The sequence below is a fragment of the Rothia nasimurium genome, from assembly GCF_928381415.1.
Lineage (GTDB): Bacteria > Actinomycetota > Actinomycetes > Actinomycetales > Micrococcaceae > Rothia > Rothia nasimurium_H.
Window position 1 is genome coordinate 45,483 of record NZ_CAKMSF010000002.1, and the last position, 23,507, is coordinate 68,989.

Sequence of the window (23,507 nt, forward strand, 5' to 3'; positions counted from 1 at the left end):
CTCAAAGTTCCTGCCCCTCTTCTTTTTTATGGCTGGAGTACCGGTTTGATAAGCGGTGCCAGGCTTTCAGCAAATGCCTGAGTGATATGTGTGGGGTCTGTATGAGTCAGATATTCCCCAATAACTACAGGGCACGTACCATTGACGCATGTTACAGCTAGTGCATCAAAACGAGTCACAGTAGTTGCCCCGAGCTCGGCAGCATCTACAGCACGCTGTTCTGCTGCTTCCTTTTCCTGTTGGTAGCTTTGTAGCTCAGCAGAGCAATCTGCTGTTGTCCCGGTCTTAGTCATACAGCTTCGTGGATCACCGGTAAGCGCAGGGGAACCAAGCACGCTGATATGGCTGGTGTAGTTTGCAAGTTGCTTGAGCGTCTGAGCCGTTGCTTGCTCCCAGTTCTCTGACTTTTGAGTTGCATCGGTAATAATCTGCCCAGCTTCATTGAGCTGATACTCATAGCCACCTGTTGCGCTCGCAATCACGATGAGGTCTGGCTGCACCTTTTCAGCGAGACCGAACATGGCTTCACGTGTGGTTGCACATTTTTCAGCAAATCCGCTTGCTTCAAAATCAGCTTCCTGCCGAATCGACATAATTGAGCAAGAGCCTACACCAGCAGCGACGACTCGGTCTGTTGCCTCGCTCGCTGCAACAACTGCTGGAGTCCAGGCCATTGCGACTGAGTCGCCAATAACAAGTATTGTGCGTTGAGCAGACTCTTCGCTTGCACCCCATTCACAGAGCTTTAAGTCTGTGGCTCCAAATCCTACAGCGCAGGAAGTCGATGGGGCCATTGCTTCGCCCATCTGCTCCTGGGTGAGTTGGTTGGGTGAAGGGATAAGCTGGTCACTCCACTCTGATTGAGTTGAGTTTGCAATAGCGTTCTCGACTTCTTCCAGTGTGTTGTAAGTAGTTGTTGCTGACGCTCGTTCTACGTTCATGGTCTGAGGCGCAAGCACAGCGTATTTTGAGGGCATAAACTGCCATACGGTCATAGCTGCAATGGCAACCAGGATAGTGGCAGATACCAGGTTTCCAGCCTTAATCCAGGTTGAGGGCAGTTGGTTTCGCTCTTGCTTTTCCCAGCTACGAAGTAGGTTCGAATGGCGGAGGGGGTTCTCTACAAGGTAGTAAGAGAGCGCTGAGAGTCCGAATGTCAACACCAGGCACCCCAGCAGAACCAGGTTGGAGTTACTGAACCAGGTTGTCATGAAAATAAGGACGGGAAAATGCCATAAATAGAGCGAATATGAGATATCACCGATCCATCGCATGACAGGATTTTCAAGTCCAATCACCACGGGAACTGTCTGCTGTTGAGGCAATAGCACTAAGGCTGTTGCAATCGCAGGGACAAGGGCGAAGGGTCCGGGGAAAGGAGTTGCAGCAGTAATAGTAAATGCAGAGACGAGGAGCAGAGCAAGCCCCACTAGGCCAAGGTATTGGCTGTATTTCCTTCTAGCGCCTAGTCGTGCGGCCAAGGCACCAATCGCGAATTCACAGGCTCGTGAAATGGTATCGAAGTAGGCCCACTGTGCTCGGTAGTCTGTGAAGAGAACTGCCCATAGCGCAGAAAGAATAATAGTCGCGATAATTGCAATATCAACCGCGCGTTCTGGTTTTTTGAACCTGCTACCTATAGCCCAGGCCAAAGTCAGCACCAGAGGCCAAGCTACGTAGAACTGCTCTTCAACAGACAGAGACCAATAATGCTGAAAGGGAGAGGGGTTAGCGGAATGAGCCAGGTAATCTGTTCCAGCTCCTGCGAAATGCCAGTTAGCTACCCAGAGATTCGACCAGATGGCATCAAGGGTGTATTGCAAGGCCTGAGGGGTGAACCAGGTGAACCAGGCAAGAACAACGGTAATGGCCGAGACGAATAGAGCTACAGGCATAATACGACGCAGACGGCGAGCGTAGAAACGAGGCAATCGCACCCGTCCATGCTGCTGGATATCTCGTAGGATAATTCCTGAGATGAGGAAGCCAGATAGCACGAAGAATATGTCAACACCGATGAAACCGCCCTGGGGTACATTCCAGAAGTGCTGGGCGATGACGAGTAGGACGGCTACGGCCCGCAGGCCCTGGATATCGGCTCGCTGTGTGCCGGTGGCTCTATGCCGGTAGCCATGTGATGTGGTAGCTGTGTTCATGGTTCCCTTGCCATGTAAAAACCTTGGGAGAGGTGCTACCCCTCCCCAGGAAAAAATTATTATTTACATCGATAAAGAAGTTTTATGCAATGCTAAAGATGGTTTACCAGCCGCGCTTCTTTATTTCTTGGTAAACGGCATGTGCCCAGGCCCGAGCGCCTGCTTCATTAAAATGCCCCATATCGTCAATCCTAAATGACTCCGGAATTACTCCATTATCAATATCAGTCTGATCTCTTTCAGTCATACCAACCTTAGCTGCGCTAAACGCTTCACCCGGGTTTTCAAGAATCCACCTCACAGGCGTAATAAAAATTTCACCAAAAGATTCTTCAAGCAGAGAATTAATCTCGTCCACTGGTTGCCGGGCCTCTGAGCCTAAAGGCTCTGAAACCCACGGTGGAACATCCCATACCAGGTGTCGTGCACCGGTATCTGTATTTGTCTCTAGAATATCGCGAATATACTGGATAGTTTGCTCACTAGTAACTCTTGTATCAATATCGTTACGACCGAAACCTACAATAAGTGAATATTTCCCGCGGGTTCCCTCGGTCAAAGTATTAGTAGGTGTAGCCGGGTCTAGGTATACAGCGTTCATAGGCTCTGCTTGAATTTCATTGCCGGGAGAATCACGGTAGAAATACGTTTCTAATACACCATACTCACGCATAAGGTACCCATTGATTCCCAGCACCTCACAAGGGTAATGCCAGTAATTTGCTGCAACTGGGTTAGGCTCTATGCTCATAGCAGTAACTAAGGCAGGTCCCTCTGCAGGAATCAGATTATTCTCAAATCCTACTTCTAGTTCTAAAGCGCCTGCTCTAAATGCACCAGCCATAGAGGTATCGCCAGCTACTCCAGCAGATATATGAGTGTATCCCGTAAGTGCTTCAAGCTCCTGTGCGAGTAGGCCAGAAGCAGTAAATGAATCGCCATAATGTGACCATTTCCGCGGGTCCGAGCCTGATGCAGTTGCACTTGAAGTAGCCGCTGTAGCGGTTTCAGTAGGCACAATTCGTTCGATTTTCTCCTGGCCACAGGCAGAGAAGCCAGCGACAGTACCGGCAGAAAGACCCGATAGGAAAAGACGACGTGAAAATTTTGTAGTCATGCTGAGGTCCCCCTTCTAGTTTTCTGAGACGCGAGGTGCGTCCTGGGCAATCAGATCAATTTCATGCTGAGTGATGCTTGCAGCCAGCTGCTTATCATTCAGGTTTTCAGCAACGTTCTGGTGGTGCAGAGCGTTCTTCTGGGTACGAGGAATAGAAATAAAGGTCATTCCCCTGTGGTCAATCTTGCGTGCCTTCAAGCCATTCCGCAGGGCAATAACGTTGACCCAGATATCGTCTGCTTTCGGACTCTTTTCAAGGAAGTCTTCGCCAGCTTCTTTCAGAGCTTTCTGCAGGGCGGCAGGGAAGATAGTGCCTGCACCTGTTGTGATGAAGTTTGAGTACAGTGCATCGTTCACCGAACCGTATACCCATTGTTTGTAGGGCGCGACCTTACCCTGAGCATCCAAAGTGAAACGGTGCGTACGGTAGCCCAGAAATTCACCCGGGTACTGGGCAGCAGCTTCATTCAGGTAGCGTAGCCAGTTCTTGGGGTAAAGAATATCGTCGTCTGCGGTGACCAGAAGGTTTTCTTCTCCCCCGGTCTCAAGGCAGTAGGGGTAGGCTTTCTTGTGCGGGCCGTAGTTCTTCGTAAACCGAATCTCAAGACCGCGGTTCTGCAGTCGTTTTAGCTCGGGGTAGTTGTCGACAGAAAAGTCTTCTTCATCAACCCAAAGAATAAACCGCGCGGGCAAGACCGACCCCTGAGCCAATGATTCGATGGTGTACCACACTGTTTTCAGGCGGTCTGCGTACGAAGTGAGCGACAGAGTAATCGGGGCTTTGCCCACAATACTCTTCTTGCTCACAGCGTTGAGAGCGCGAAGCCGCCCCATCGCTGCTGATTTAAGAATAATTTTTACCGGTCGGCTGTAGGTTAGATCCATCGAAACCATGTGTATTTCTTTCTACTTCATAATCTTTGCTTTGCGCAGCACTGCTCGAGCTGCTCGTCCAAGAAGCGCAAAATCTGCTCCTCGGGCGACATAAAATTCATGAATCTTGAACCCAAACTTGAGTTTCAAGAAAACAATGTTGCTGAAACCAGCTAGACCGCTACCTACCAAGGTCGATAGCGCTGCACCCATACCTCCAATATGCGGGGTGAGGGTTATAAGCACAAGCAGGTTAAACACTGCACCGATAGCCATAGACCAGCTACGCAGATCGGGGTGGCCGCGCCCTGAGAGACCAGCGCCCGCTACGGACCCTGCGGAACCAATAACCGCGGCTCCTAACAGAACCCAGGTCATAGGTACTGCTGCTTCAAATTCTTGGCCGAAGATAGGACCAATCCACCACTGAGCTGTCAGAGCAATCGGGAGCGAGATAAGAAGCGTGATGAGGGTGGTGACTCGGGCAGTCATTGTCAAACGTTGATCGGCTGCCGCTGCGCTATCTTCATCGCCACTATCCCGTGAGTCTAAGGCAAAAACCACGTTACGAATAGCGTTTGAGATAACCGAAGGTACTTCGCCGATAGTCACAGCTACAGCGTAGAGCCCCTGCTCTTGAAGAGTGGTCAGCTTAATCATGAGGGTCTGGTCAATACGTGAAAGCACAATCCCAGAAAGGGAGCCAAACCAGACCTTGCCGCCGTACCCCAGAGCTTCCCCTACTGGTTGTTTTTCACCCGAGTAGCGGTACTTCTGCTGGCGAATCTTCACCAGCATTGGCACATATACAAGAGCACCCAGTACCGGAGTTACGAGGGTAACGATAACGGCGCTGAGAACGTTAAGGTTCCCAGTCCAGAGAAGTACAAGAATGGCTCCGAGGCGTAGCAACGAGAAGAGGCCCTGTTCCAGCGCTTGCAGGTGCCATTGGTGGGTGGCCGCTACGAGGGCGCGCGGAATAAGAATCAGCATGTTGGGCACAACCGCTAATGCCGTCAGAACAACGAGCTGTGCGTACCAGGGCCCGTGGTCTGCTGCTAGGTAAGGTGCAAGTACATAAATCACGCCTGCACATACGGCTCCTAAAAGTACGAGCACACCTACAACAAGCTTGAGAACTGAGCCGGTACGCCTCACAAATCGTGCAGCGTGAAAGGTCAGTGCTTCTGGCATGCCAAATGCACCAACCGCAGTTGCTACAAGCACTAAAGATGTGATGCCGCCAAGGGCACCGCGCCCGGCATCGCCCAAAGAGTTAGAAAGAATAGGCGCAATGGCAAGACCCGCGATAGGCGCAATAAGGTTCCCCAGCAACGAGTAGAACATGCTCTTTCGCACGCTCGGTTGGGGGGTCTCTTGTATCGGCTCTTCAACGGTGTGGCTCTCATACTTTTCCGTGAAGTCGGTTGCCAAATGCCTCGGTTGGTATTTTTTAGCCATAAATCTTTCTTCGTGCCCGGTCGGTATAGCACAGGGGTGGGAGGTTGTTCCTCCCACCCTCATTACTCAATGAACGATTACGTGCTACTACTTCTCTTTGCGTTTAGCTTTCTTGGCCTTGCGTGATTTTTTCTCACTTTTCTGGCCAGTACGCTTGCCTTCATTGTCGTAGTAGTACTCACGGCCGTAGTACTGGTAGTAGCCTGCTTCAGAACCGGTTGCAGGAACCTTGTTGAGCACAGTACCGAGAATATCGGCGTTGACTCGGTTCAGGTTGCTGATGGACTTCGCAAGCTCCTCACGCTTAGTACCATTTGCTTCTACAACGACAAGGGCGCCGTCAAACTTGGTAGCCAAGATAGCCGAGTCAGTAACGGGCAGAAGCGGGGGCGCATCCAGAATAACCATGCCTTCTTCTGCGAGACGGTCAATCATCTGAGTAAAGGCATCTGAGCTGAGGATTTCAGAGGGGTTCGGAGGAATACGACCAGCAGCCAGAATGTAGAGGTTGGGGTAACCTTCTACGGTCTGAAGTACATCTTCTACGTCAGCACGGCCGATGACGACGTCGGTGACGCCGACTTCTTCGATGAGGCCGAAGCTCTTAGCAACAGTAGGACGGCGGAGGTCGGCATCGACGAGGAATACGGGCTTGCCTGACTGCCCCAGAATAATCGCCAGGTTATCTGCAACGGTTGACTTACCGTCTGAAGGAAGTGAGGAGGTAATAACGATACGGCGAGGGGGGTTGTCGGGGTTCTTGAACTGCAGGTTGGTGCGGAGTTCTTTGAGGGACTCGACGAGTCGGAAATCAGCACGTCGGGTATTCTCTGCTGCATCGTTCGGAGTGATTAGACGTGAATTGGCAAATGATGAGGAGAAAGGAACGGTGCCCAGAACGGGAATTTCTGAGCCGGTTACTTCCACCAGCGCATCCATTGAGCGGATTGATCGGTCGCGAACTGAACGGATGAAGAGGTAGACCACGCCAACGATCAGAGCTAGAGCAATGCCTAGCAGGGTGTTGAGCTTAACGTTGGGTGAAACCGGTGACTGAGGAAGATTAGCCGGCACGTAAGCAGAGAACTGCATGACAGACTGGACTGCAAAGTTACCTTCACCGGTAGTGGCATTGTTGCCGGAGTTTTCAACGGTCTGGACGTTCTCGCCCAGGGCCTGAATCCAAGCGTCAGCAAGGTTCTTAGCTAGCTCGGGATCCTGTGAACGAACAGTTACCTTAATCTGTGCAGTATCAAGGGGAACAGAAGCAGACACCATGCTGATAGCGCGTTCCGGGGTCATCTGGTAGCCAGAGATTTCCAGAGCACGTTCTGCAACAGTGCGAGATGATGCTAGGGCCTGGTACTGGGTAGCCTTCGACTTGGTGAGGGTATCGGCGGCCGATGCCAGGGCCACGCTCCCGGTATCACCGGTGGTGACGACGCCGGTTGCGTCAGATGCGTAGACCTTAGGCTGCATCATAGAGAAGCCGAAGCCTAGCAGGCCGCCAATAACGGCGGCGATGATAAGGATGTACCACTGGCGGCGGAGAGTACGAAGGAAACCTTCGATGGCGCCTTTCGATTTTTCAGAAGCCGAGTCGGCTACTGCTTGCGATTCGTTCATTGAGATTGTTCCGTTCAGTTGTGCTGTGTGATTAGGCCCGTGAGGCTCTCATATGTTCGACGTTTGCGATAACATCGAGCGCATCCATGATTTCCTGGGTACTTGCGATGTAGACGTCCATATCTTTTTTGAAGGGGTCAACGATATCTAGATCATTGCCGGGAGCGTTGACCCGTGATCTGAGCTGGGAGGCCTTACGGGCTGCAGCTCTCCACCATTTGCTGGGGTCTGCCTGCTGAATTTCTTCTACGTCGATGTGGGGTAGAAGCTGGGCAAACTCTTTGATGGTAAAAACCCTATTGAGCAGGGTCGGTGCCTCTGCTAGTACTTGAGCCCGGTGGGCTACCGTCGCGGTCAGCACGATGTCGTGAGCTTTGAGCTCCTCTCCCTCGATAAACCGGGGGGTGTGTTCATCGAGGGAGAGTCCCTGGCGGGCTGCAAGTGTTTTGATTTCTTCAGTAGGAGCCAGGGCCTGGTTGACCCCGGTTCCCCCGCTGTTTACAGCTGCTACTCCGTTGAAGAGACGTTGAAGATAGGCCTCTGCGAATGCTGACCGGCAGATATTGCCAGTGCATACGAAATACCAGGAATGTTGTGCTTGCTGTACCATTGGGGAGCCTTCCGAAGGAGTAGCAGGTTTAGAGACGAACTGCCTTGTCTGAGGTGGTAACGCCGCGGGTGTCGAAGAAGACCTTGGACTTACCTGCGAGAGCGTCTACATCGTAGTCACGGTGCTTCTGGAGCAGGATAACGATGTCGGCTTCTGCAAGGCCCTTGTCGAGGTCGGTAACCTTCTCGATGCCGTCGATGCCCGGGGTCCAGTTCTCTACGTAAGGGTCGTTGTAGGAGAGCACTGCACCGCGCTTAGCGAGTTCAGCTGCTACAGGTACTGCAGGTGATTCACGCTGGTCAGAGATGTTGGCTTTGTAGGTTACGCCGAGCAGGAGTACCTTTGCCCCGTTGAGGGATTTCTTCTCTTCGTTGAGCATTTCCATGACGCGTTCCGAAATGTACTTGGGCATGGACAGGTTGATTTCCTGTGCAAGTTCGACGAAGCGGAAGGGGTAACCCAGTGAGCGCTTAACTTCGTAGGAGAGGTAGTTAGGGTCGATCGGGATGCAGTGACCGCCTACGCCGGGGCCGGGGTAGAAGGCCTGGAAGCCGAAGGGCTTGGTAGCTGCTGCATCGATAACATCCCAGAGGTCGATATCGAGGTCATGGCAGAACTTAGCCATTTCGTTGACCAGCGCAATGTTGATGTGGCGGTAGGTGTTTTCAAGCAGCTTTGCGGTTTCTGCTTCGCGCGCACCGCGTACGGGTACCACAGTGTCAATGAACTGTGAGTAGAGCGCTACGGCCTTTTCAGTTGATTCAGGGGTTACGCCGCCAACAACCTTGGGAGTGTTCTTGAGGCCGTAGACGGGGTTGCCGGGGTCGATACGTTCAGGGGAGAAGGCAAGGTAGTAATCTTCGCCCAGGGTGTGGCCAGCTTCGTTGATAATGCCAGCGACGAGGGTATCGGTGGTTCCGGGGTAAGTGGTTGATTCGAGAATTACGGTGGTACCGGCAGTGAGATGCTGGGCGATTGAGGCGCTAGCTTTCTCTACAGGGGTGAGGTCGGGGTTGCCGTCCTGGCCCAGCGGGGTGGGCACGCAGATAACAACGTAGTCTGCGTCTGCGATGGTGGTTGCGTCGCTGGTGGCGGTGTAACCGTTCTTCAGCATTTCTGCGATGTCATCGTTTGAGAGGTCATCGATGTGCGAGATGCCTGAATTGAGGCCGTCAACGATGCGGGGTGATAGGTCGAGGCCGACGACGGTGAGGCCTGCGCGTGAGGCTTCCTGTGCGAGGGGCAGGCCTACGTAGCCCTGACCGATAACAACAACTTTGGTCATGATGTGTTTTCCTTCTAGGAGGTGGTTGAGTGATTGTGATTAAGTAAAATTTATTCGTCTGGATTTTCTAGAATCTGCTCTTTCGTATTTCTAAGATACAGATGAAACTCTATTCAATCTTTTATCAATAGGAGCTTGATACCCGCTGGTTGATATCCAGGTTCCAACCGAGCAAAGCCCTAACGCAATCCACAAGAGATAAGCGCTTGTAGAGTTTGTGGTAAATCCGCTGTTAGTCATATTTACTGCGATAATGCCTAGCGCCGCTAGCCCCATAACGACAGCAGACGCAGACCGCATATTTCTAATAACGATGAAGAACTGTAGCGCTAATAGAACTGCTGAAAATATTAGACCATAGCCCATTGCCGCGATGAGGTAGGCATTTTCCAACGAAGAAGAAAGTTGCCCCGAAGCACGCAGGTCACGGTCACCGGGGTACCCCGTCATAATAAAGTGCTGGAAATTATTGCTCACCCAGGTCAGCGCATCGAAACGCTTCTGATTCGAACCGCCATCATCGTTAACCTTTGAGATAAGTTCCTGGCCCGCTTCAGAGAGATATAGGAATCCGCCACTGATAAGACCAATTACTCCACTTGCTATTTTACTAGCTAGTCCAGCGCGAGCCAGTAGAAGCACAGCAACCGCGACCATAATACTAATAACTACCGCAGCACGTCCGTTTGACAGGAGCCCTGTGTACAAGTAAGCAACAATCAATAGCACCCGCAATAAACTATTTTTTACCCAGTAGGTCATTGCAACAGCAAAGATACAGAGTGTAGCTAGCTCAAGCCCGCTTTCCAATGTCCCGTAGCTTCGCCCGACCTCTTCCGTGGTCTGAAACCAAACAGTTTGCTGAGAGTACTGTTCATATACAAGTAACTCTCCCGTTTCTTTTTGACGCATTGCCAGCCATAGCTGATAGAGCATCGTCAGGTGGAAAGGCACAGAAATAACCTGGATAGCGCGTAACCCTAATCGATGAATCTCCATCTTCAAAAGAAGGTAAAGAGCAAACGGGGTGAGGTAAATAATCGCCAGGTTCATCAGCGTTTCGATGATACTCGAATAAGCAGACACCGAGTTCACCATCATCAAAATCACTAGGACTGAAAACAAAGCCAGCTCAGCCTTCGAATTCAGCAAGACACGAACAACGCGAGGACGATACAGAATTACCTGCATAATTGCCGTGGCTGCAACAAGATACCCCGCCATGTGCAGACCAACCATCCATGCATTCGAGGCATAGAAGGGAACCAAAATACGGATAATAATGGCAGCTGACAGCAACCAAACAGGACGAGACGCAAAAACAGAAGCTAGCACAAAACAAAGCACTAGCCAGACAGCCAGCATAGCCATTAACGACTTACCTTTCGGTAAATAGCTTCAAGCTGGTCAGCAATCTTCGGCATCGAGCAATACTCAGCCACAAAATCCTTGCCTCGAGCACCCATCTGGGCGCGGGCGTCCGCATCCTGAACCAAAGAACGCACAGCATCAGCCAAGCTGTCTGCATCATCGCTATGAGCTACCAGCCCAGCGTCAAACTGCTCAACCTCAGGGGCTAGACCGCAATCGTCCATCACAACAACAGGCAAGCCAACCGTCATAGCCTCAACCACCGTCATGCCATACGGCTCCTCAACAGCAGGAAGCACATAAACCTGGGCCTGGGCCATACGGGCCACCGTCTGATCAGCAGGCAAAGAACCCTGCCAACGAATACGACCATCAGCATTATCATGAGCCAGCAACTCAAGAACAGCCTTCCCCTGGCCCTCATCAGGACCAACCAAGCTGAACCGAACCTGCGGAAACTCACGCGCTAGCTGCTGGGCTACACGAACAAAAACAGTAGGGCGCTTACGCTCCTGCAAACGAGCTAAAAAGAGCACCTCAGGAGATTCCTGCCCGTGGTCAGCCTGCAGCTCAGACAAGGGAACGCCATTACGCAAAATCTCAATATCAGAAGCCAGCAAAGAAGAATCAACAACCTGCAGATCCCGCTTCTCCTGCTCCGTCAAAGCAATAATTCGAGCAGCCCCCCGCAAAGCACGGCGGGTCATCAAAGCATCTAGAGGCTTCGCTAAAAGACGGTCAGAAGCATCAATCATTCCATGCGTATGAACAATCGTAGGCACGCCCGTAGCCTGAGCAACCAAAGCAGCAGGAAGAGTCACCAAATCACGTGCCATATGCACGTGGACAACGTCGGCTGTCTGAGCTACCTTTCGCAGCCACGATAGCAAACCGGTAGAGGTCAAGCCAGCGAAACCGGTACCAGGAACGACCGATCGGGCAGGAAAGAGCTGAACCGGCACACCGTCATATTCTGAGGGCAATTCACTCCCCCAGTTCTGTGTACCAGCAGCAAGAAGCACCTCGTGCCCCTGCTTCTGCGAAGCCTTCATCAGGTTCACAGCTACACGCAACGGCCCACCCAACGAGCCATCAGGAGTCACCAAAGTGACAACGTGCAGAATCCTCATAAACGGTTCCCTACCCTAATCTATCTATCAGCGCTCACGAACGCCCCATCCACCGGGGCAACGCCGAATCATCTAGACTATACTATTTTGTAGCCAGCCTATTTCCTATACCTTGCCACTGAGCTTTTGCTCTCACCGGCTAGACAAGTGTGGCTGCCCATTTCAGAGCAGCCACACAGATGTTTCTACACAGCCTACTTCTTAGGCTGGTAAGGGCTTACATCGCCCAAAGGCGCAAGCACCTTAGACCCTGCCGGCACATCTTTAGTCACCAGTGCCATAGCACCGACCACACTATCGTCGCCCACAGTTACCCCACGCAAAATTGATGCGCGTGAAGCAACCCATACACGGTCACCAATCACGATAGGAGCATTATCAAACTCAAAATTATCGTGGTTGAACAGATGTGAGCCAGTGCAGATATAGGTGTCCTGGCTCAGGCAGCTGTTCTCACCGATAGTGACCTGTTCAAGGTTCAGAATCCAGGTGCCCACGCCAACCCAAGAGTTCTTCTTGATCTCTAGTTTCCAGGGCCAATGAATAGTCACACCGTGACGGATTAACACGCCTTCTTCAATCTTGGCGCCAAAGGCACGCAAAATCTTTACACGCAGCTTGGGCGGAAACCACCAGTGCTGCAGAAGAGTGCTCTGGGTCAGAAGCCACAGGGCCTGAACAGCTTTTGGTCGGCCCTTGTCGTAGCCGTAGCCCTGGAAGCCAGAAAGATCTTTCATTCTTCTCCTTAGAGACCAAGTTTCGCCGCAAGGTGATCAGCCAGGCGAATTGAGATAGCAATAACAGTTAGAGTCGGGCCTGCCATACCACCTGTGGTAAACGCACCGGTGGTAGAGAGGTAGAGGTTAGGTGAGGACCATACCTTCAAATTCTCATCAATCACCGATTCCTCAGGGGCGCTACCCATACGAACCAAACCCATCTGGTGGGTTGCATCGACCATAGGGCGAGTCAGCATCTCTTCCAGAGTCGGCGGCTCGTAGGTTGCAAAGCCAGTAGCATTGATGCCTTCAGCAAGTAGCTCTAAGGAACGGTGGTAATTCCGGCGGTCCTCTTCAGGAATAAAATGCTGCACATCCAGGCGGGGCACACCGAAAGCGTCCTTCTCTGAATCAGAAAGAACAACACGCTGCTCGGCGCGCGGAGCCTGCTCCGCATCAAAACGAATTCGGTACACGCCCTTCTTAGAATAACGGGTGAAAGAAGGAAGGGTACGAGGATCAAGAATACGGTCGCGCAACCAATGCACACCAAAAGCACCTACACTCGGGAGCCCCTTAACCACGTTCAGCACGTGTGCCTTAGGGTTCTCCAGCTCCGCATAACGACGGTGCATACCTGTACCCTTGAAGCCACCGGTCATCGTAAGCATTTTACGAACCAGAGCAAAAGAACTCAGCAGCGGATCGCCATGATCGGGGTTACGGGGCTCGTCGTACCAAATTGCAAACCCCATGTTGAGCAGGCCTTCGCGGCGGCGGACGTCCTCATGCAGCTGCAGATTTCGTCGTACCCAAACCCCGTCGTGGCTCTTTGTATAGGTAACAGCGTTACCTTCAGCCTTCGGGTCTGCCATAGTAAGCTTGCCGACCTCGCCAATCGGGTGAATGGTGTAGTAACGACCTACCTGGTCGTTCTCGTTACCCACATTTGAGTTCAGCAGAAGACGAGCAGTCTCAAGACCACCCATAGCCAGCACAACTTCATCACCGCTCACGGTGAGGAACTTACCGGGCTTCGACTGAATCTTTAGCTCAGTAATACGACCAGTTTCGGGGTCTTGAACCACATGAGTTACGTTCGCATTATGCAAAACGCGCACATTCCCGCGGTCAGCTAACTCATCGGTAACAACATCACCAAAGTTAACCGGAGGCCCCCAGCGCCAGATACCCTGAGTGTTAACGAGATCAGACTCCCCCATCAGGTGTTGGGGGGCGCCCTCAATGGCCTGGGCTGCGGTGTACTGCATATTCTTTACGCCAGCAGCTACAGTCGCGCGCTGGTAGAAAGGGTTGAGGTCTTCCCGGCTGATAGGCCAGCCCTTAAAGTTCAAGCCGCCTTCAGTCCGGTCTTCAAAATCCAAGGCATCGAAGGGGTAGGTTCGCCCGCCCCATTGGGTTGAGGCACCGCCCAAACGCTTGGTGCGTGCCTTTTCCATGGGTTCAACACTCTGGGATCGCTGATCCGCCTTCAGAGTGTCATCGTGCTCAGGCGAACGCCCTAAAGAGCCGCCCTCGACCATGAGTATATCGACGCCCGTAGGCGCCAGTTCACGCGCTACAGTAGTTCCAGCCGGACCAGTACCAACAATAACCACCGTACCGGTCAGGTGGGCGTTTTCAGGCAATTCACGGGCGTCGATGAAACTCATAATAGTCTCTTAACTCTCTAGTATTTTTCGTGCAGATTCGATATCTGCTTCTGATGCGCCGCGTTCTAAAGCGGCAAGATTTTCGGTGACGTGGGACGGACGGCTCATACCCAGCAAAACGGCGTCAATAGCGGGGTGCTGGTAAGCACCCTCAACCATGGCAGCCACGGCCTTCGGACGGTTCAGGCCACCTGCGGTTACCTGAGGCAGCAAAGAGCCGTCACCCAGTACAGCAATACCTACGACCTGAATGCCTTCGGTTAAAGGCTGCACCGCATCTGCAATAGCAGTATTGCCCAGGTTGATAGGCACCTGCAGCCAACTTAAGCCCTCAGCGCCAGCTGCAGCCACAGCGTCCGCCTCATGGCGCACAGAGGCTCCCCAGGCGCGGATTAAGCCGCGGTCCTTCATGGAGTTCAGCTGCTCAATCAGGCCGGAGCGCTCAAAATCTGCGGCGGTAGGCTCATGCAGAAGCAAAATATCGAGCTCATCTTTACCCTGACGGCGCATACACGCTACTGCAGCTTCTTCAACGTACCCCGGTTCGAAACAGGTAGCAGCCGCAGTAGCCGCCTTGAGCCCCTGGAGCCCTGCCCCACCAGAATGCTTCCGTGCGTTCAAGATGCCCCGAGGGGTCTTGAGCAAACCTACCTTGGTCATCACGGCTACGTCATCGCGGTGCCTAACAGCCCTGCCGACGATTCGCTCGCTAATACCGCGGGCGTACACGTCAGCGGTGTCAACCAGACCAACGCCCAGATCTAAGGCACGGTTAAGAGCCTCTTCACCTTCCTTGATGGAGCGCTTCTGCCAGAAGGCTCCCAGGCGGGAAGTACCGATACCGAGAGGGCTTACTTGAAACTCTCCAAGTTCTGTAGGAGTTAAAAGATGGCTACGCATAGACGACCTGCCCCTCGGTTGCGCGGATAACTGCGGATTCCCAATCATCATATACTTTCTGGGGGTTCATAGAACGACCCAAAAGCTCGTAACCGGCAGAACCAATTGCGTCTGCGCGGTCGGGGTTATCCATGAGGTATTCGATATGGTGGGCAAACTCTATTGCATCATGCCCTACAAGGTACTCATCACCGTGTGAAGAAGGAATACCTGCTACACCTAGCGGAGTGGCCACTACAGGAATACCTACGCTCAGAGCATCCAACACCTTGGTCTTTACACCGGTACCGCTCTGAATAGGCGAGACAAAGACGCGGTGGCTGCTTAGCTCAGCATGCAAATCTTCTACGTAGCCCTTGAAGGTAATAGGAGTTCCTGCGAACTCTGCCATCTGCTCAGCGTCTGCCTTACCGACTACTGTCACCTCGACCTTACGACCGTGGTCTTCCAGAATGGGGAGCACCTCGTCACGCAGGTAGCGCAAGGCCCCCATATTGGGCCCGTAGTGCATAACACCCAGGAAGACTAGTTTTTCAGCAGCGTTATTGCTAGGAGTGCATTTAACGTTCTGGGGTACGGCCATCGGCAGGCCTACAACCGGAGCGTGTGCACGAAGTGCAAGGACGTCGGCTTCAGCTTCACTGGTCAGGGCAGTCACAGCGGCCTCACGGGCAATCTGAATTTCGCGACGGTAAGCCAGTTTTGCCTCCACTCCCAGCAGGTGCTTGACAGCACCTTCAAGAAGCGGACGAATGAAGCTGGGAATCTGCTCACCGAAGTAGCCAAAGACAGAATCATTGCTCTCTTTGAATTCGGTAGAAGCATAGCGGGTAGACAGCAGATCATCTAGGTGCATAACGACCGGCAGACCGGTGGCCTGTGCGGCATCCCAGGTACGGATATTATCGCCGATAACCACCGTCGCACCGATCTGATCGCAGATGGCCTTAACAGAGTTTCTTACCTGCTGTGAATCGAAGAGAGCTTCGTTCAGAGTCTTACGCGATGCAAGCGAACGTACAGCGCTAAAAGGCATCGAAACGATAGAGGGAGTACGTACGCGGTGGACGGGGCAACCCAGCCAGGTTGCTGCGCCCTCAGAGTTAGTAATCGCGATGACCTCTACAGGGTAGCCAGCATCTTGAAGAGCCTTTACCGCTGTCTCAAGCACCGCGATACGTCCGGTACGAGCAGCAGTGACGTCGCGTGCTGCAAGTAGCACTACCTTTTGGTTTTTTTCCAACACAGCTTTACCCGTTTACCTTCTGATAAGCACGAACCATTGCGTCGTAGAACTTATCGATAAAAACATGTTCTTTATAGTTCTCTACGTGGCTAGGAATCTTCTCTTGGAAAGACTCGTAGTAGTCACGATCAGTGATGAGTTTCTCGAGCTGATCTGCCAAAGAATCTGCATTATTAGGAGTGAATTTGGGGCCGGCATCGCCGATGGCTTCAGGCAGACCGCCGTGATTAGCCACGAGAACCACACAACCTGATGCTGCTTCCTCCAGCGTGACGGTACCAAAAGGCTCAGGAATTCGAGAAGGAACTACTGAAATAGCGTTCTGGTTCAGAATATCTGCGATATCAGTACCGGTCTTCGGCCCGTGAAGCACCACGCAGTCCTGCAGATTTAGCTCACCGATAATACGCTCCACCTCAGGCTGGTAGTCTCCACCACCAATAATGGAAAGCTTGGGAGATAGCCCGCGATCGACCAACTTTGAGACAGCCTCAAGCAGCAGGTCAATTCCCTTATCATCGCTCAAACGACCCAGGTAAACGATTGATTCGGGGTCTCGTTCCTCGGTGTTCGTTACCTTGAAGATATCGTCACGGTAGCTGTTATAAATAACCTCAGCTTCAGCGTTAACATGGCCGGCAAGCACCTTAGAGTTACCCACAAGCAGATCAGCTCGCTCAACCATCTTGTACTTGAGCCAGTACTTGATTTTTTCGATTCGGCTCAGTTCCTGGCCGGGCAAGGTAATCCAGGTACGCAGTGCTACAACCCAGGGCTTCTTCATAAAGAGCTGGGGCCAGTAGAACTGCATACAGGGGTTGTTGTGGAAAACAACGTCTGCCCCCGCGATAGCCTTCCACAACTGAATAGGGCTAGGCTCACGCAGGACCTTGAAGGGGAAGGTCTTATCGGTCGCTTCTTCTTTGGTATGAGTAACCACAATGACTTCAGCGTTATGACGCTCAACGAAACCGCGCGCGATAAGTTCGGCAGTAACTTCTACACCGCCAAAATCGGGGTAAAAGCGGTGAACCATGATGACAATACGCATTAGTTCTTGTTCTCTCGTTCCAAAGTAGTCAGCGCAGCTTCCTGAACCTTGCTGCGGAAGTTCTTCCAGCTCAGTCTTTCGGCTTCTTCAAAAGCCAGTTCCATGTAAGGGCGAGCGGGGTTATATGTGTGCTCAGCTTCCTGGAGGGCCTCCACAAGAGAGTCAACCGATCCAGCTGTCACCACGGTGCCGATAGTCTCAGGTAGCTGCATATCGACCAGGCCGGTGTTTGAGCTTGCAATGAGGCGGCACCCTTGGGCTAGCGCTTCACTGAGTACGAGCCCAAAGCCCTCTACAAGTGAGGGCAGCACGAATGTATCGGCCTGTTGCATCAGCTGTTTGAGTTCTTTGTCGTCCACACGGCCCTTAAGCTCAAAGTTATCAAGCCCCTCAGCGAAAGCTTCGATTTCAGGGTCTAGACGTGACGCTACAACAGTCAGCGTAGAATTTTGCAGGTTGGCTCGGCGCCAGGCCTCAATCAGGTGATGAAGCCCCTTACGGGCAATACCCTGACCTACAAAGAGGAAGTTACAGCGAGCGTCCTGCTGGCTGAGCGCAAAGCGGGTTACCTCAGGCCCACCATAGGGGGCGATAGCGATTTTCTCCGCCGGCATACCTTGAGCGATAAGGCCCTGCTTAGTAAAGGTCGAAGCACACAGAGCAGAATCGGCAAGAGCAACTTCCTCGGCGTGCAGGGCCTGCATAGCGGGGTTAAGAGCCTCTGCTTCTTCCTGCCAGGGGCGAACCCCTGCTAGCTCATCAATATTGTGCAGGGTTTTAACGATAAATTCCGGTGAGGGGTGGTACTGGAAAAGAATTTTCTTACCAGTGCTCGGTCCCTCAAATGCCCATTTAGCTGACCCCGAATATAACAGCAAATCTGCTGTAGGGTTTTTTCGTGCAGCATGTGCAATAGTCTTACCCAACTGACGCTCCACAAAAAAGGTTGGAAAATCAGTTGAGCGGTCAATACGACGCTTCACTTCATAGGGCATCTGTGCCAAGAAAGCGCGGTGTGATTGACGGACGAGTGAAGGCGCGATCCCCTCACTCTTACGGTGCCCCAACGTGGGCAAAGACAGTCCGACACCTTCATAGTAATCGGTAACAAACAACTCTAACTGACCCAGTTCCGCGAGTGCGAGTGGAACCTGGTAGGAGTCTCGGTCCCTGTTCAGACCAACAATAAATCCCATATTTCCTCTTGGCTACAAGCCATCCCTAATTTCAATTAAGACTACCGGAATAAAACGATAGGTAAAGATGCGTCAAAAATAAATATCTTGTTATGTTGAACATGTATGTTTTTACCGCATAATACTTGTCTAAAAATAAGCATCAAATATTTTTCTACCCTATAAAAATAGATAGCACAGAAGCTTCAGTAGCTCCTGCGCTATCTAAATAGGTGTGAAGATGTCTTTCTTACTCTTCGTCGCCGCTCTCTTCGCCTTCGGCTACGACGGGTACCAGTGACAGCTTGCCGCGGTCGTCGATCTTGGAGATCTCGACCTGGACCTTCTGGCCTACGCCGACGACGTCCTCGACGTCATCTACGCGCTTGCCGTCGTTGAGCTTGCGCAGCTCGGAGATGTGCAGCAGGCCGTCCTTACCGGGGGTTAGTGAGACGAAGGCACCGAAGGTGGTGGTCTTCACGACGGTACCCAGGTAGCGCTCTCCAACCTCGGGAACCTGCGGGTTAGCAATCGCGTTGATTGCTGCGCGGGCTGCTTCGGCTGAGGGGCCGTCGGTTGCGCCGATGTAGACCGTGCCGTCGTCCTCAATGGAGATGTCGGTGCCGGTGTCTTCCTGGATCTGGTTGATCATCTTGCCCTTGGGGCCGATGACCTCACCGATCTTGGCGACGGGAACCTGGACTGAAATCACGCGGGGTGCGTAGTCGCTCATCTCGTCGGGTGCGTCGATAGCTGCGTTGATGACCTCGAGGATGTGCAGGCGGGCTTCACGGGCCTGGGTCAGGGCGCCAGCCAGAACGGAGGCGGGGATACCGTCGAGCTTGGTGTCCAGCTGGATAGCGGTCACGAACTCAGAGGTACCTGCGACCTTGAAGTCCATATCGCCCAGGGCGTCCTCAGCACCGAGAATATCGGTGAGGGCTGCGTAGCGGGTTTCGCCGTTGACCTCGTCAGAGACAAGACCCATAGCGATACCGGCGACGGGTGCGCGCAGGGGCACACCGGCGTTCAGCAGGGAGAGGGTGGAGGCACAGACGGAACCCATGGAGGTAGAACCGTTAGAGCCCAGAGCCTCAGAGACCTGGCGGATAGCGTAGGGGAATTCCTCGCGTGACGGCAGAACCGGGGTCAGGGCGCGCTCAGCGAGAGCACCGTGGCCGATTTCGCGACGCTTGGGTGAGCCCACACGGCCGGTTTCGCCGGTTGAGTAGGGCGGGAAGTTGTAGTGGTGGATGTAGCGCTTGGACTTGACCGGGTAGAGGGAGTCCAGCTGCTGCTCCATCTTGAGCATGTTCAGGGTGGTGACGCCCATGATCTGGGTTTCGCCGCGCTCGAAGATAGCAGAGCCGTGGACGCGGGGCAGTACCTCAACCTCAGCGGTGAGCTGACGGATGTCGGTCAGGCCGCGGCCGTCGATACGGACCTGGTCGGTGAGAATGCGCTGACGCACAACGTGCTTGGTCAGGGCATTGAAAGCTGCGTTGACTTCGTCCTCGCGGCCTTCGAATTCCTTGCCTTCTGCGGCCAGGGTTTCAACGATTTCCTGCTGCAGGTCAGCGGACGCGGTTTCGCGGTCCTGCTTACCGGCGATGGAGTAGACCTCAACGATCTTGGGTTCAAAAGCCTTGACGGCTTCGTCGATTTCTGCGGCACGCTCACCGAAAATGGGCAGCTCCAGAGCGGGCTTGCCGGCGCGCTCAGCCAGGTCGGCCTGGGCCTTGCAGAGGGCAGCGATGAAGGGCTTAGCAGCTTCGAGGCCCTCAGCAACAACTTCTTCGGTCGGTGCGGTGGCGCCGTCTTCCTTGATGAGCTTCCAGGAGTTATCGGTAGCTTCTGCCTCAACCATCATGATGGCGACGTCTTCGGTGCCGTCAGCCTTGGTCACAACGCGACCGGCTACAGCCATGTCGAAGACAGCGTTCTCAAGCTGGGAGTGCTTGGGGAAGGCAACCCACTGGCCGTCGATCAGGGCAACGCGCACACCGCCAACGGGGCCCGCGAAGGGGGCACCGGAGAGGGTGGTGGAGCAGGAGGCTGCGTTGATTGCTACGGTGTTGTAGATTTCGTCGGGCTCAATGGTGAGCACGGTGACGACGACCTGCACCTCGTTGCGGATGCCCTTCTTGAAGGCAGGACGCAGGGGGCGATCGATCAGACGGGCAGCCAGAATCGCTTCGGTTGAGGGGCGGCCTTCACGGCGGAAGAAGGAGCCGGGGATCTTACCGGCTGCGTACATGCGCTCTTCAACGTCTACGGTCAGGGGGAAGAAGTCGAAGCCGTCACGGGGGCTCTTGCCGATAGCGGTGGCTGAGAGCAGGGTGGTGTCGTCGTCGATAGTGACCAGGGCAGAGCCTGCGGCCTGCTTGGCGAGGCGGCCGGTTTCGAAGCGCACTACGCGCTTACCGAACTTGCCGTTGTCAATGATTGCTTCTGCAAACTGAATTTCGGGACCTTCCAAGGTTCCTCCATTTCTGTTGTCTGCGCCGCGCCTTCGGTCATCGATTGAGGCTCACAGACCCCGCCAATGGGGCTTTCTGTAAACCGCTACCGAGGACCGTCAAAGCACGCGGCGACTTATTTCTATTCTGTGGGTGGTAGGTGTGGGTGAGGGCGTCACCCCCGACCAGCGGCGTCCGGCTATTATGCCGGATGCGCGGGTTGCGGTGTCGCCCTCACGCTCACAAACCTTGTGTTATCGGCGGATACCGAGACGCTCGATGAGGGCGCGGTAACGCTCGATGTCGACGCTCTTGAGGTAGCCGAGCAGGTTGCGGCGGCGACCAACGAGAATCATCAGACCACGACGTGAGTGGTGGTCGTGCTTGTGGAACTTGAGGTGTTCGGTCAGGTCGGTGATACGACGAGTCAGAACTGCAACCTGAACCTCGGGTGAACCGGTGTCACCTTCGTGGGTTGCGTATTCCTTCATGATTTCCTGCTTGATCTTGGGATCAAGAGCCATGGGTTAACTCCTAGAGTTAGTGCCGTGTGCGGCCCGGTCAACATTTTTGCTGCCGGGTTGAGGGGCAAGGACGCCGGTGGGCGGCTTGGCCGCTGCAGGTAACTGCCACGGACTGCAGTCACATGCATAGTCAACTCTACAGTACAAGCCAGCTACCGGGAAGAGAGGCCCCGGTGGTAGCTTGCTCACCTGCTCCGCTCTATTGGCCATGCCCGCAACACCAGTTTGTACCACGCGCGGCCCATTTTTAGTACCGCTTGCGGGCAGGGCATGGTACAAACTTGGTCAAGCCGGCGGGGAGGGCTCCCCTTCCTACTTCTTTTCGCGGCCGAAGGCCAGGGAAGCGAGCGCGGTAGCACCGGTAACGGCGCACACAGCGGGCCAGGGGCCAATCTTCTTGTGCAGGGCGTGGGAGTAGCCGAAGGCCCCCAGGTAAACGGCGGTGAGGGCGGCAGCGGTGCCGGTTCCGGCATTCTTCTGCCAACCGGCAAAGGCTGCGGCACCGCCGGCGGCTAGGGCGACTCCGCCCAGGGCGCGGACCTTGGTCACGCGGGCGACTTTGTAACCGCCCATGAGGCCGGCTGAGGCAGCAGCGGTGGGAATCAGTACGTTCATGGTTTACACTCCACAATCTTCTTGGTTAGGTAAAAGGCGCGAAAGGCGCCCCTGCGCCGACAACCGCTCTCACGTCTCGCCCTGGAGGGCTCGCCGTGATTCACCGCCAGCCCCGTTCCACGTCGGCTTTCAGGGGCGCCTTAGCCGCGCCAACGGTCTAGCCGGTGTGAGCTGGGGTTGGGTTGAGCTAGTTCAAATCAGCCTACAGTAAGTAGATTACTCCGCAGCTAGCGCTTGTGCCCTGAGCCTGGGAGAATAGTAAGCATGCAAATCACTGAGAATTTTGAGAAGCAGAAGACTAATGTTGAGTCTTTCGACCTGGATCATACCGCTGTGGCGGCGCCCTACGTGCGCGTAGCTGACCGTAAGACCCTGCCGGGCGGGGACGTCCTGATTAAGTACGACGTGCGTTTCACCCAGCCGAACAAGGGACACCTGGGAATGAAGGCGGTTCACTCGATTGAGCATATGACCGCCCACCACATGCGTAATCACACCGACGCTCTGATTGACTTCTCCCCCATGGGCTGCCAGACCGGTTTCTACGCCCTGACCCTGGGTGTCGAGCCTGACGATTTTATGCAGATTCTTGAGGCTACGATGAATGACCTGCTGCAGGCCGATGAGGTTCCGGCCGCTAACGAGGTTCAGTGTGGCTGGGGCGCTAACCACTCCTTGGAAGAGGCCCAGGCTGCGGTTCGTGCTTTTGTGGAGAAGAAGGACGAGTGGGAGCAGGTGATGGCCTAGTGTCGGCTTTTGCGCTCCCTTCTGGCTTTGAGAGTGCCGCTATCGTGCAGGTAGCCATGGATGAAGAAGCCGCCCCTTTCCTGAGCATGACCGATCCGGTCGGTGAGGGCTATGCCCTGGGTGAGGCTGTCTTCTACCCCCGGGTGCTTGCCACCGGTACTGACGAGTTGAAGATTCTGCTGGTGCGCTCCAAGATTGGCCTGGTCAATGCCGCTAGCGCCCTGACTGCCGCCCTGGCGCTGGTGCCTACCCCGCGCGTCATTGTGTCTGCCGGTACCGCCGGCGGCCTGCGCGCCGACGTGAATGTGGGCGACCTGGCTATCGGCACCGACTACACCTACACGGACGCGGACGCCACCGCCTTCGGCTACGAGTTCGGGCAGGTTCCCGGCATGCCCGCAACCTACGCCACCGACCCGGCGCTGGTTGAGAAGGCCCGCGCTGCCGCAGCGGCCTACACCGGTGAAGGCAGCGCCCTCTTTGGGCAGATGCTGGCCGGTGGGTCTTTTGTTACCGCCCACAACGTCAAAGACACCCGCCAGCTCTTCCCCCAGGCGCTTTCCACCGACATGGAAACCACCGCCCTGGCCCAGATTAGCTCCAGCCGTTCCCTGCCCTTCATTGCGGTGCGCGGTATCTCTGACCTCTGCGGTCCGGCTGCCGACCAGGACTTCCACATGGACGCCCCCATCGTGGCCGAGCGGAGTGCCACCCTGGTGCTTGACCTGCTCAGCCGCTAGCCCGCGTCCGCCCCACTCCACCCGAGAGG

Annotated in this window: 20 protein-coding genes; 2 read left to right on the top strand and 18 right to left on the bottom strand. The window is 54.1% G+C overall.

The genetic code is table 11. The features are described 5' to 3' along the window. Positions 1-26: 26 nt before the first annotated feature. From L7A20_RS02090 to L7A20_RS02175, 18 genes are all read right to left on the bottom strand, one after another. On the bottom strand, positions 27-2,156 hold the full coding sequence (locus L7A20_RS02090; protein WP_237222242.1) for an acyltransferase family protein: 2,130 nt from the start codon (positions 2,154-2,156) through the stop codon (positions 27-29). A gap of 103 nt (positions 2,157-2,259) precedes the next feature. Beyond that, on the bottom strand, positions 2,260-3,273 hold the full coding sequence (locus tag L7A20_RS02095; protein WP_237222243.1) for a hypothetical protein: 1,014 nt from the start codon (positions 3,271-3,273) through the stop codon (positions 2,260-2,262). A gap of 15 nt (positions 3,274-3,288) precedes the next feature. Continuing rightward, positions 3,289-4,167 carry a glycosyltransferase family A protein gene (locus L7A20_RS02100; protein ID WP_237222244.1) on the bottom strand — a complete coding sequence of 293 codons (879 nt, stop codon included), beginning with the start codon at positions 4,165-4,167 and terminating at the stop codon, positions 3,289-3,291. 12 nt (positions 4,168-4,179) lie between these two features. Next, positions 4,180-5,607 (bottom strand): flippase, encoded by a 1,428-nt coding sequence (locus L7A20_RS02105; RefSeq protein WP_237222245.1) that lies wholly within the window; start codon positions 5,605-5,607, stop codon positions 4,180-4,182. Positions 5,608-5,694: 87 nt separating this feature from the next. After that, positions 5,695-7,233, bottom strand: a complete 1,539-nt coding sequence (locus tag L7A20_RS02110; protein WP_237222246.1) for a polysaccharide biosynthesis tyrosine autokinase — start codon at positions 7,231-7,233, stop codon at positions 5,695-5,697. A gap of 31 nt (positions 7,234-7,264) precedes the next feature. Beyond that, positions 7,265-7,843: a hypothetical protein gene (locus L7A20_RS02115; RefSeq protein WP_237222247.1), complete on the bottom strand. Its 579-nt coding sequence runs from the start codon at positions 7,841-7,843 to the stop codon at positions 7,265-7,267. A 28-nt stretch (positions 7,844-7,871) separates the two neighbouring features. After that, positions 7,872-9,128: a nucleotide sugar dehydrogenase gene (locus tag L7A20_RS02120; RefSeq protein WP_237222248.1), complete on the bottom strand. Its 1,257-nt coding sequence runs from the start codon at positions 9,126-9,128 to the stop codon at positions 7,872-7,874. A gap of 90 nt (positions 9,129-9,218) precedes the next feature. After that, positions 9,219-10,499, bottom strand: coding sequence for a hypothetical protein (locus L7A20_RS02125; protein WP_237222249.1), 1,281 nt, complete (start codon positions 10,497-10,499; stop codon positions 9,219-9,221). Beyond that, positions 10,499-11,629: a glycosyltransferase gene (locus L7A20_RS02130; RefSeq protein WP_237222250.1), complete on the bottom strand. Its 1,131-nt coding sequence runs from the start codon at positions 11,627-11,629 to the stop codon at positions 10,499-10,501. Before L7A20_RS02130 ends, L7A20_RS02125 begins: the two co-directional genes overlap by 1 nt. Before the next feature lie 194 nt (positions 11,630-11,823). Then, positions 11,824-12,366 (bottom strand): DapH/DapD/GlmU-related protein, encoded by a 543-nt coding sequence (locus L7A20_RS02135; protein WP_237222251.1) that lies wholly within the window; start codon positions 12,364-12,366, stop codon positions 11,824-11,826. 8 nt (positions 12,367-12,374) lie between these two features. After that, positions 12,375-14,021, bottom strand: a complete 1,647-nt coding sequence (locus L7A20_RS02140; RefSeq protein ID WP_237222252.1) for a GMC oxidoreductase — start codon at positions 14,019-14,021, stop codon at positions 12,375-12,377. Between the two features lie 9 nt (positions 14,022-14,030). Beyond that, positions 14,031-14,921 (bottom strand): aldo/keto reductase, encoded by an 891-nt coding sequence (locus L7A20_RS02145; RefSeq protein ID WP_237222253.1) that lies wholly within the window; start codon positions 14,919-14,921, stop codon positions 14,031-14,033. Beyond that, the gene (locus tag L7A20_RS02150; protein ID WP_237222254.1) at positions 14,914-16,143 is read right to left on the bottom strand and encodes a glycosyltransferase; all 1,230 of its coding nucleotides are present in this window, start codon (positions 16,141-16,143) and stop codon (positions 14,914-14,916) included. The genes L7A20_RS02145 and L7A20_RS02150 overlap by 8 nt, the downstream gene beginning before the upstream one ends. A gap of 28 nt (positions 16,144-16,171) precedes the next feature. Next, positions 16,172-17,218, bottom strand: a complete 1,047-nt coding sequence (locus L7A20_RS02155) for a glycosyltransferase family 4 protein (protein ID WP_237222255.1) — start codon at positions 17,216-17,218, stop codon at positions 16,172-16,174. After that, positions 17,218-18,096, bottom strand: a complete 879-nt coding sequence (locus L7A20_RS02160) for a glycosyltransferase family 4 protein (RefSeq protein WP_237222256.1) — start codon at positions 18,094-18,096, stop codon at positions 17,218-17,220. The genes L7A20_RS02155 and L7A20_RS02160 overlap by 1 nt, the downstream gene beginning before the upstream one ends. 547 nt (positions 18,097-18,643) lie before the next feature. After that, positions 18,644-20,872 (bottom strand): polyribonucleotide nucleotidyltransferase, encoded by a 2,229-nt coding sequence (locus tag L7A20_RS02165; protein WP_237222257.1) that lies wholly within the window; start codon positions 20,870-20,872, stop codon positions 18,644-18,646. A 234-nt stretch (positions 20,873-21,106) separates the two neighbouring features. Further along, positions 21,107-21,376 carry a 30S ribosomal protein S15 gene (gene rpsO / locus L7A20_RS02170; RefSeq protein WP_135012745.1) on the bottom strand — a complete coding sequence of 90 codons (270 nt, stop codon included), beginning with the start codon at positions 21,374-21,376 and terminating at the stop codon, positions 21,107-21,109. A 312-nt stretch (positions 21,377-21,688) separates the two neighbouring features. Beyond that, positions 21,689-21,991 (bottom strand): hypothetical protein, encoded by a 303-nt coding sequence (locus L7A20_RS02175; protein ID WP_237222258.1) that lies wholly within the window; start codon positions 21,989-21,991, stop codon positions 21,689-21,691. Positions 21,992-22,255: 264 nt separating this feature from the next. Here L7A20_RS02175 and L7A20_RS02180 point away from each other — a divergent pair, with 264 nt between their 5' ends. Together L7A20_RS02180 and mtnN are read left to right on the top strand one after the other, a co-directional pair. Further along, positions 22,256-22,738 (top strand): S-ribosylhomocysteine lyase, encoded by a 483-nt coding sequence (locus L7A20_RS02180; protein ID WP_237222259.1) that lies wholly within the window; start codon positions 22,256-22,258, stop codon positions 22,736-22,738. Further along, the gene (gene mtnN / locus L7A20_RS02185) at positions 22,717-23,478 is read left to right on the top strand and encodes a 5'-methylthioadenosine/S-adenosylhomocysteine nucleosidase (protein ID WP_237222260.1); all 762 of its coding nucleotides are present in this window, start codon (positions 22,717-22,719) and stop codon (positions 23,476-23,478) included. Before L7A20_RS02180 ends, mtnN begins: the two co-directional genes overlap by 22 nt. Positions 23,479-23,507: the final 29 nt, after the last annotated feature.

Excerpts from the sequence above, each read along its gene's own strand:
- L7A20_RS02100 (WP_237222244.1), bottom strand. The coding sequence starts at position 4,167 with ATGGTTTCGATGGATCTAACCTACAGCCGACCGGTAAAAATTATTCTT.
- L7A20_RS02090 (WP_237222242.1), bottom strand. The coding sequence starts at position 2,156 with ATGAACACAGCTACCACATCACATGGCTACCGGCATAGAGCCACCGGC.
- L7A20_RS02110 (WP_237222246.1), bottom strand. The coding sequence starts at position 7,233 with ATGAACGAATCGCAAGCAGTAGCCGACTCGGCTTCTGAAAAATCGAAA.
- L7A20_RS02135 (WP_237222251.1), bottom strand. The coding sequence starts at position 12,366 with ATGAAAGATCTTTCTGGCTTCCAGGGCTACGGCTACGACAAGGGCCGA.
- L7A20_RS02140 (WP_237222252.1), bottom strand. The coding sequence starts at position 14,021 with ATGAGTTTCATCGACGCCCGTGAATTGCCTGAAAACGCCCACCTGACC.
- L7A20_RS02120 (WP_237222248.1), bottom strand. The coding sequence starts at position 9,128 with ATGACCAAAGTTGTTGTTATCGGTCAGGGCTACGTAGGCCTGCCCCTC.
- L7A20_RS02155 (WP_237222255.1), bottom strand. The coding sequence starts at position 17,218 with ATGCGTATTGTCATCATGGTTCACCGCTTTTACCCCGATTTTGGCGGT.
- L7A20_RS02145 (WP_237222253.1), bottom strand. The coding sequence starts at position 14,921 with ATGCGTAGCCATCTTTTAACTCCTACAGAACTTGGAGAGTTTCAAGTA.
- L7A20_RS02105 (WP_237222245.1), bottom strand. The coding sequence starts at position 5,607 with ATGGCTAAAAAATACCAACCGAGGCATTTGGCAACCGACTTCACGGAA.
- L7A20_RS02180 (WP_237222259.1), top strand. The coding sequence starts at position 22,256 with ATGCAAATCACTGAGAATTTTGAGAAGCAGAAGACTAATGTTGAGTCT.
- L7A20_RS02175 (WP_237222258.1), bottom strand. The coding sequence starts at position 21,991 with ATGAACGTACTGATTCCCACCGCTGCTGCCTCAGCCGGCCTCATGGGC.
- L7A20_RS02125 (WP_237222249.1), bottom strand. The coding sequence starts at position 10,499 with ATGGCTATGCTGGCTGTCTGGCTAGTGCTTTGTTTTGTGCTAGCTTCT.
- L7A20_RS02130 (WP_237222250.1), bottom strand. The coding sequence starts at position 11,629 with ATGAGGATTCTGCACGTTGTCACTTTGGTGACTCCTGATGGCTCGTTG.
- L7A20_RS02095 (WP_237222243.1), bottom strand. The coding sequence starts at position 3,273 with ATGACTACAAAATTTTCACGTCGTCTTTTCCTATCGGGTCTTTCTGCC.
- rpsO (WP_135012745.1), bottom strand. The coding sequence starts at position 21,376 with ATGGCTCTTGATCCCAAGATCAAGCAGGAAATCATGAAGGAATACGCA.
- L7A20_RS02115 (WP_237222247.1), bottom strand. The coding sequence starts at position 7,843 with ATGGTACAGCAAGCACAACATTCCTGGTATTTCGTATGCACTGGCAAT.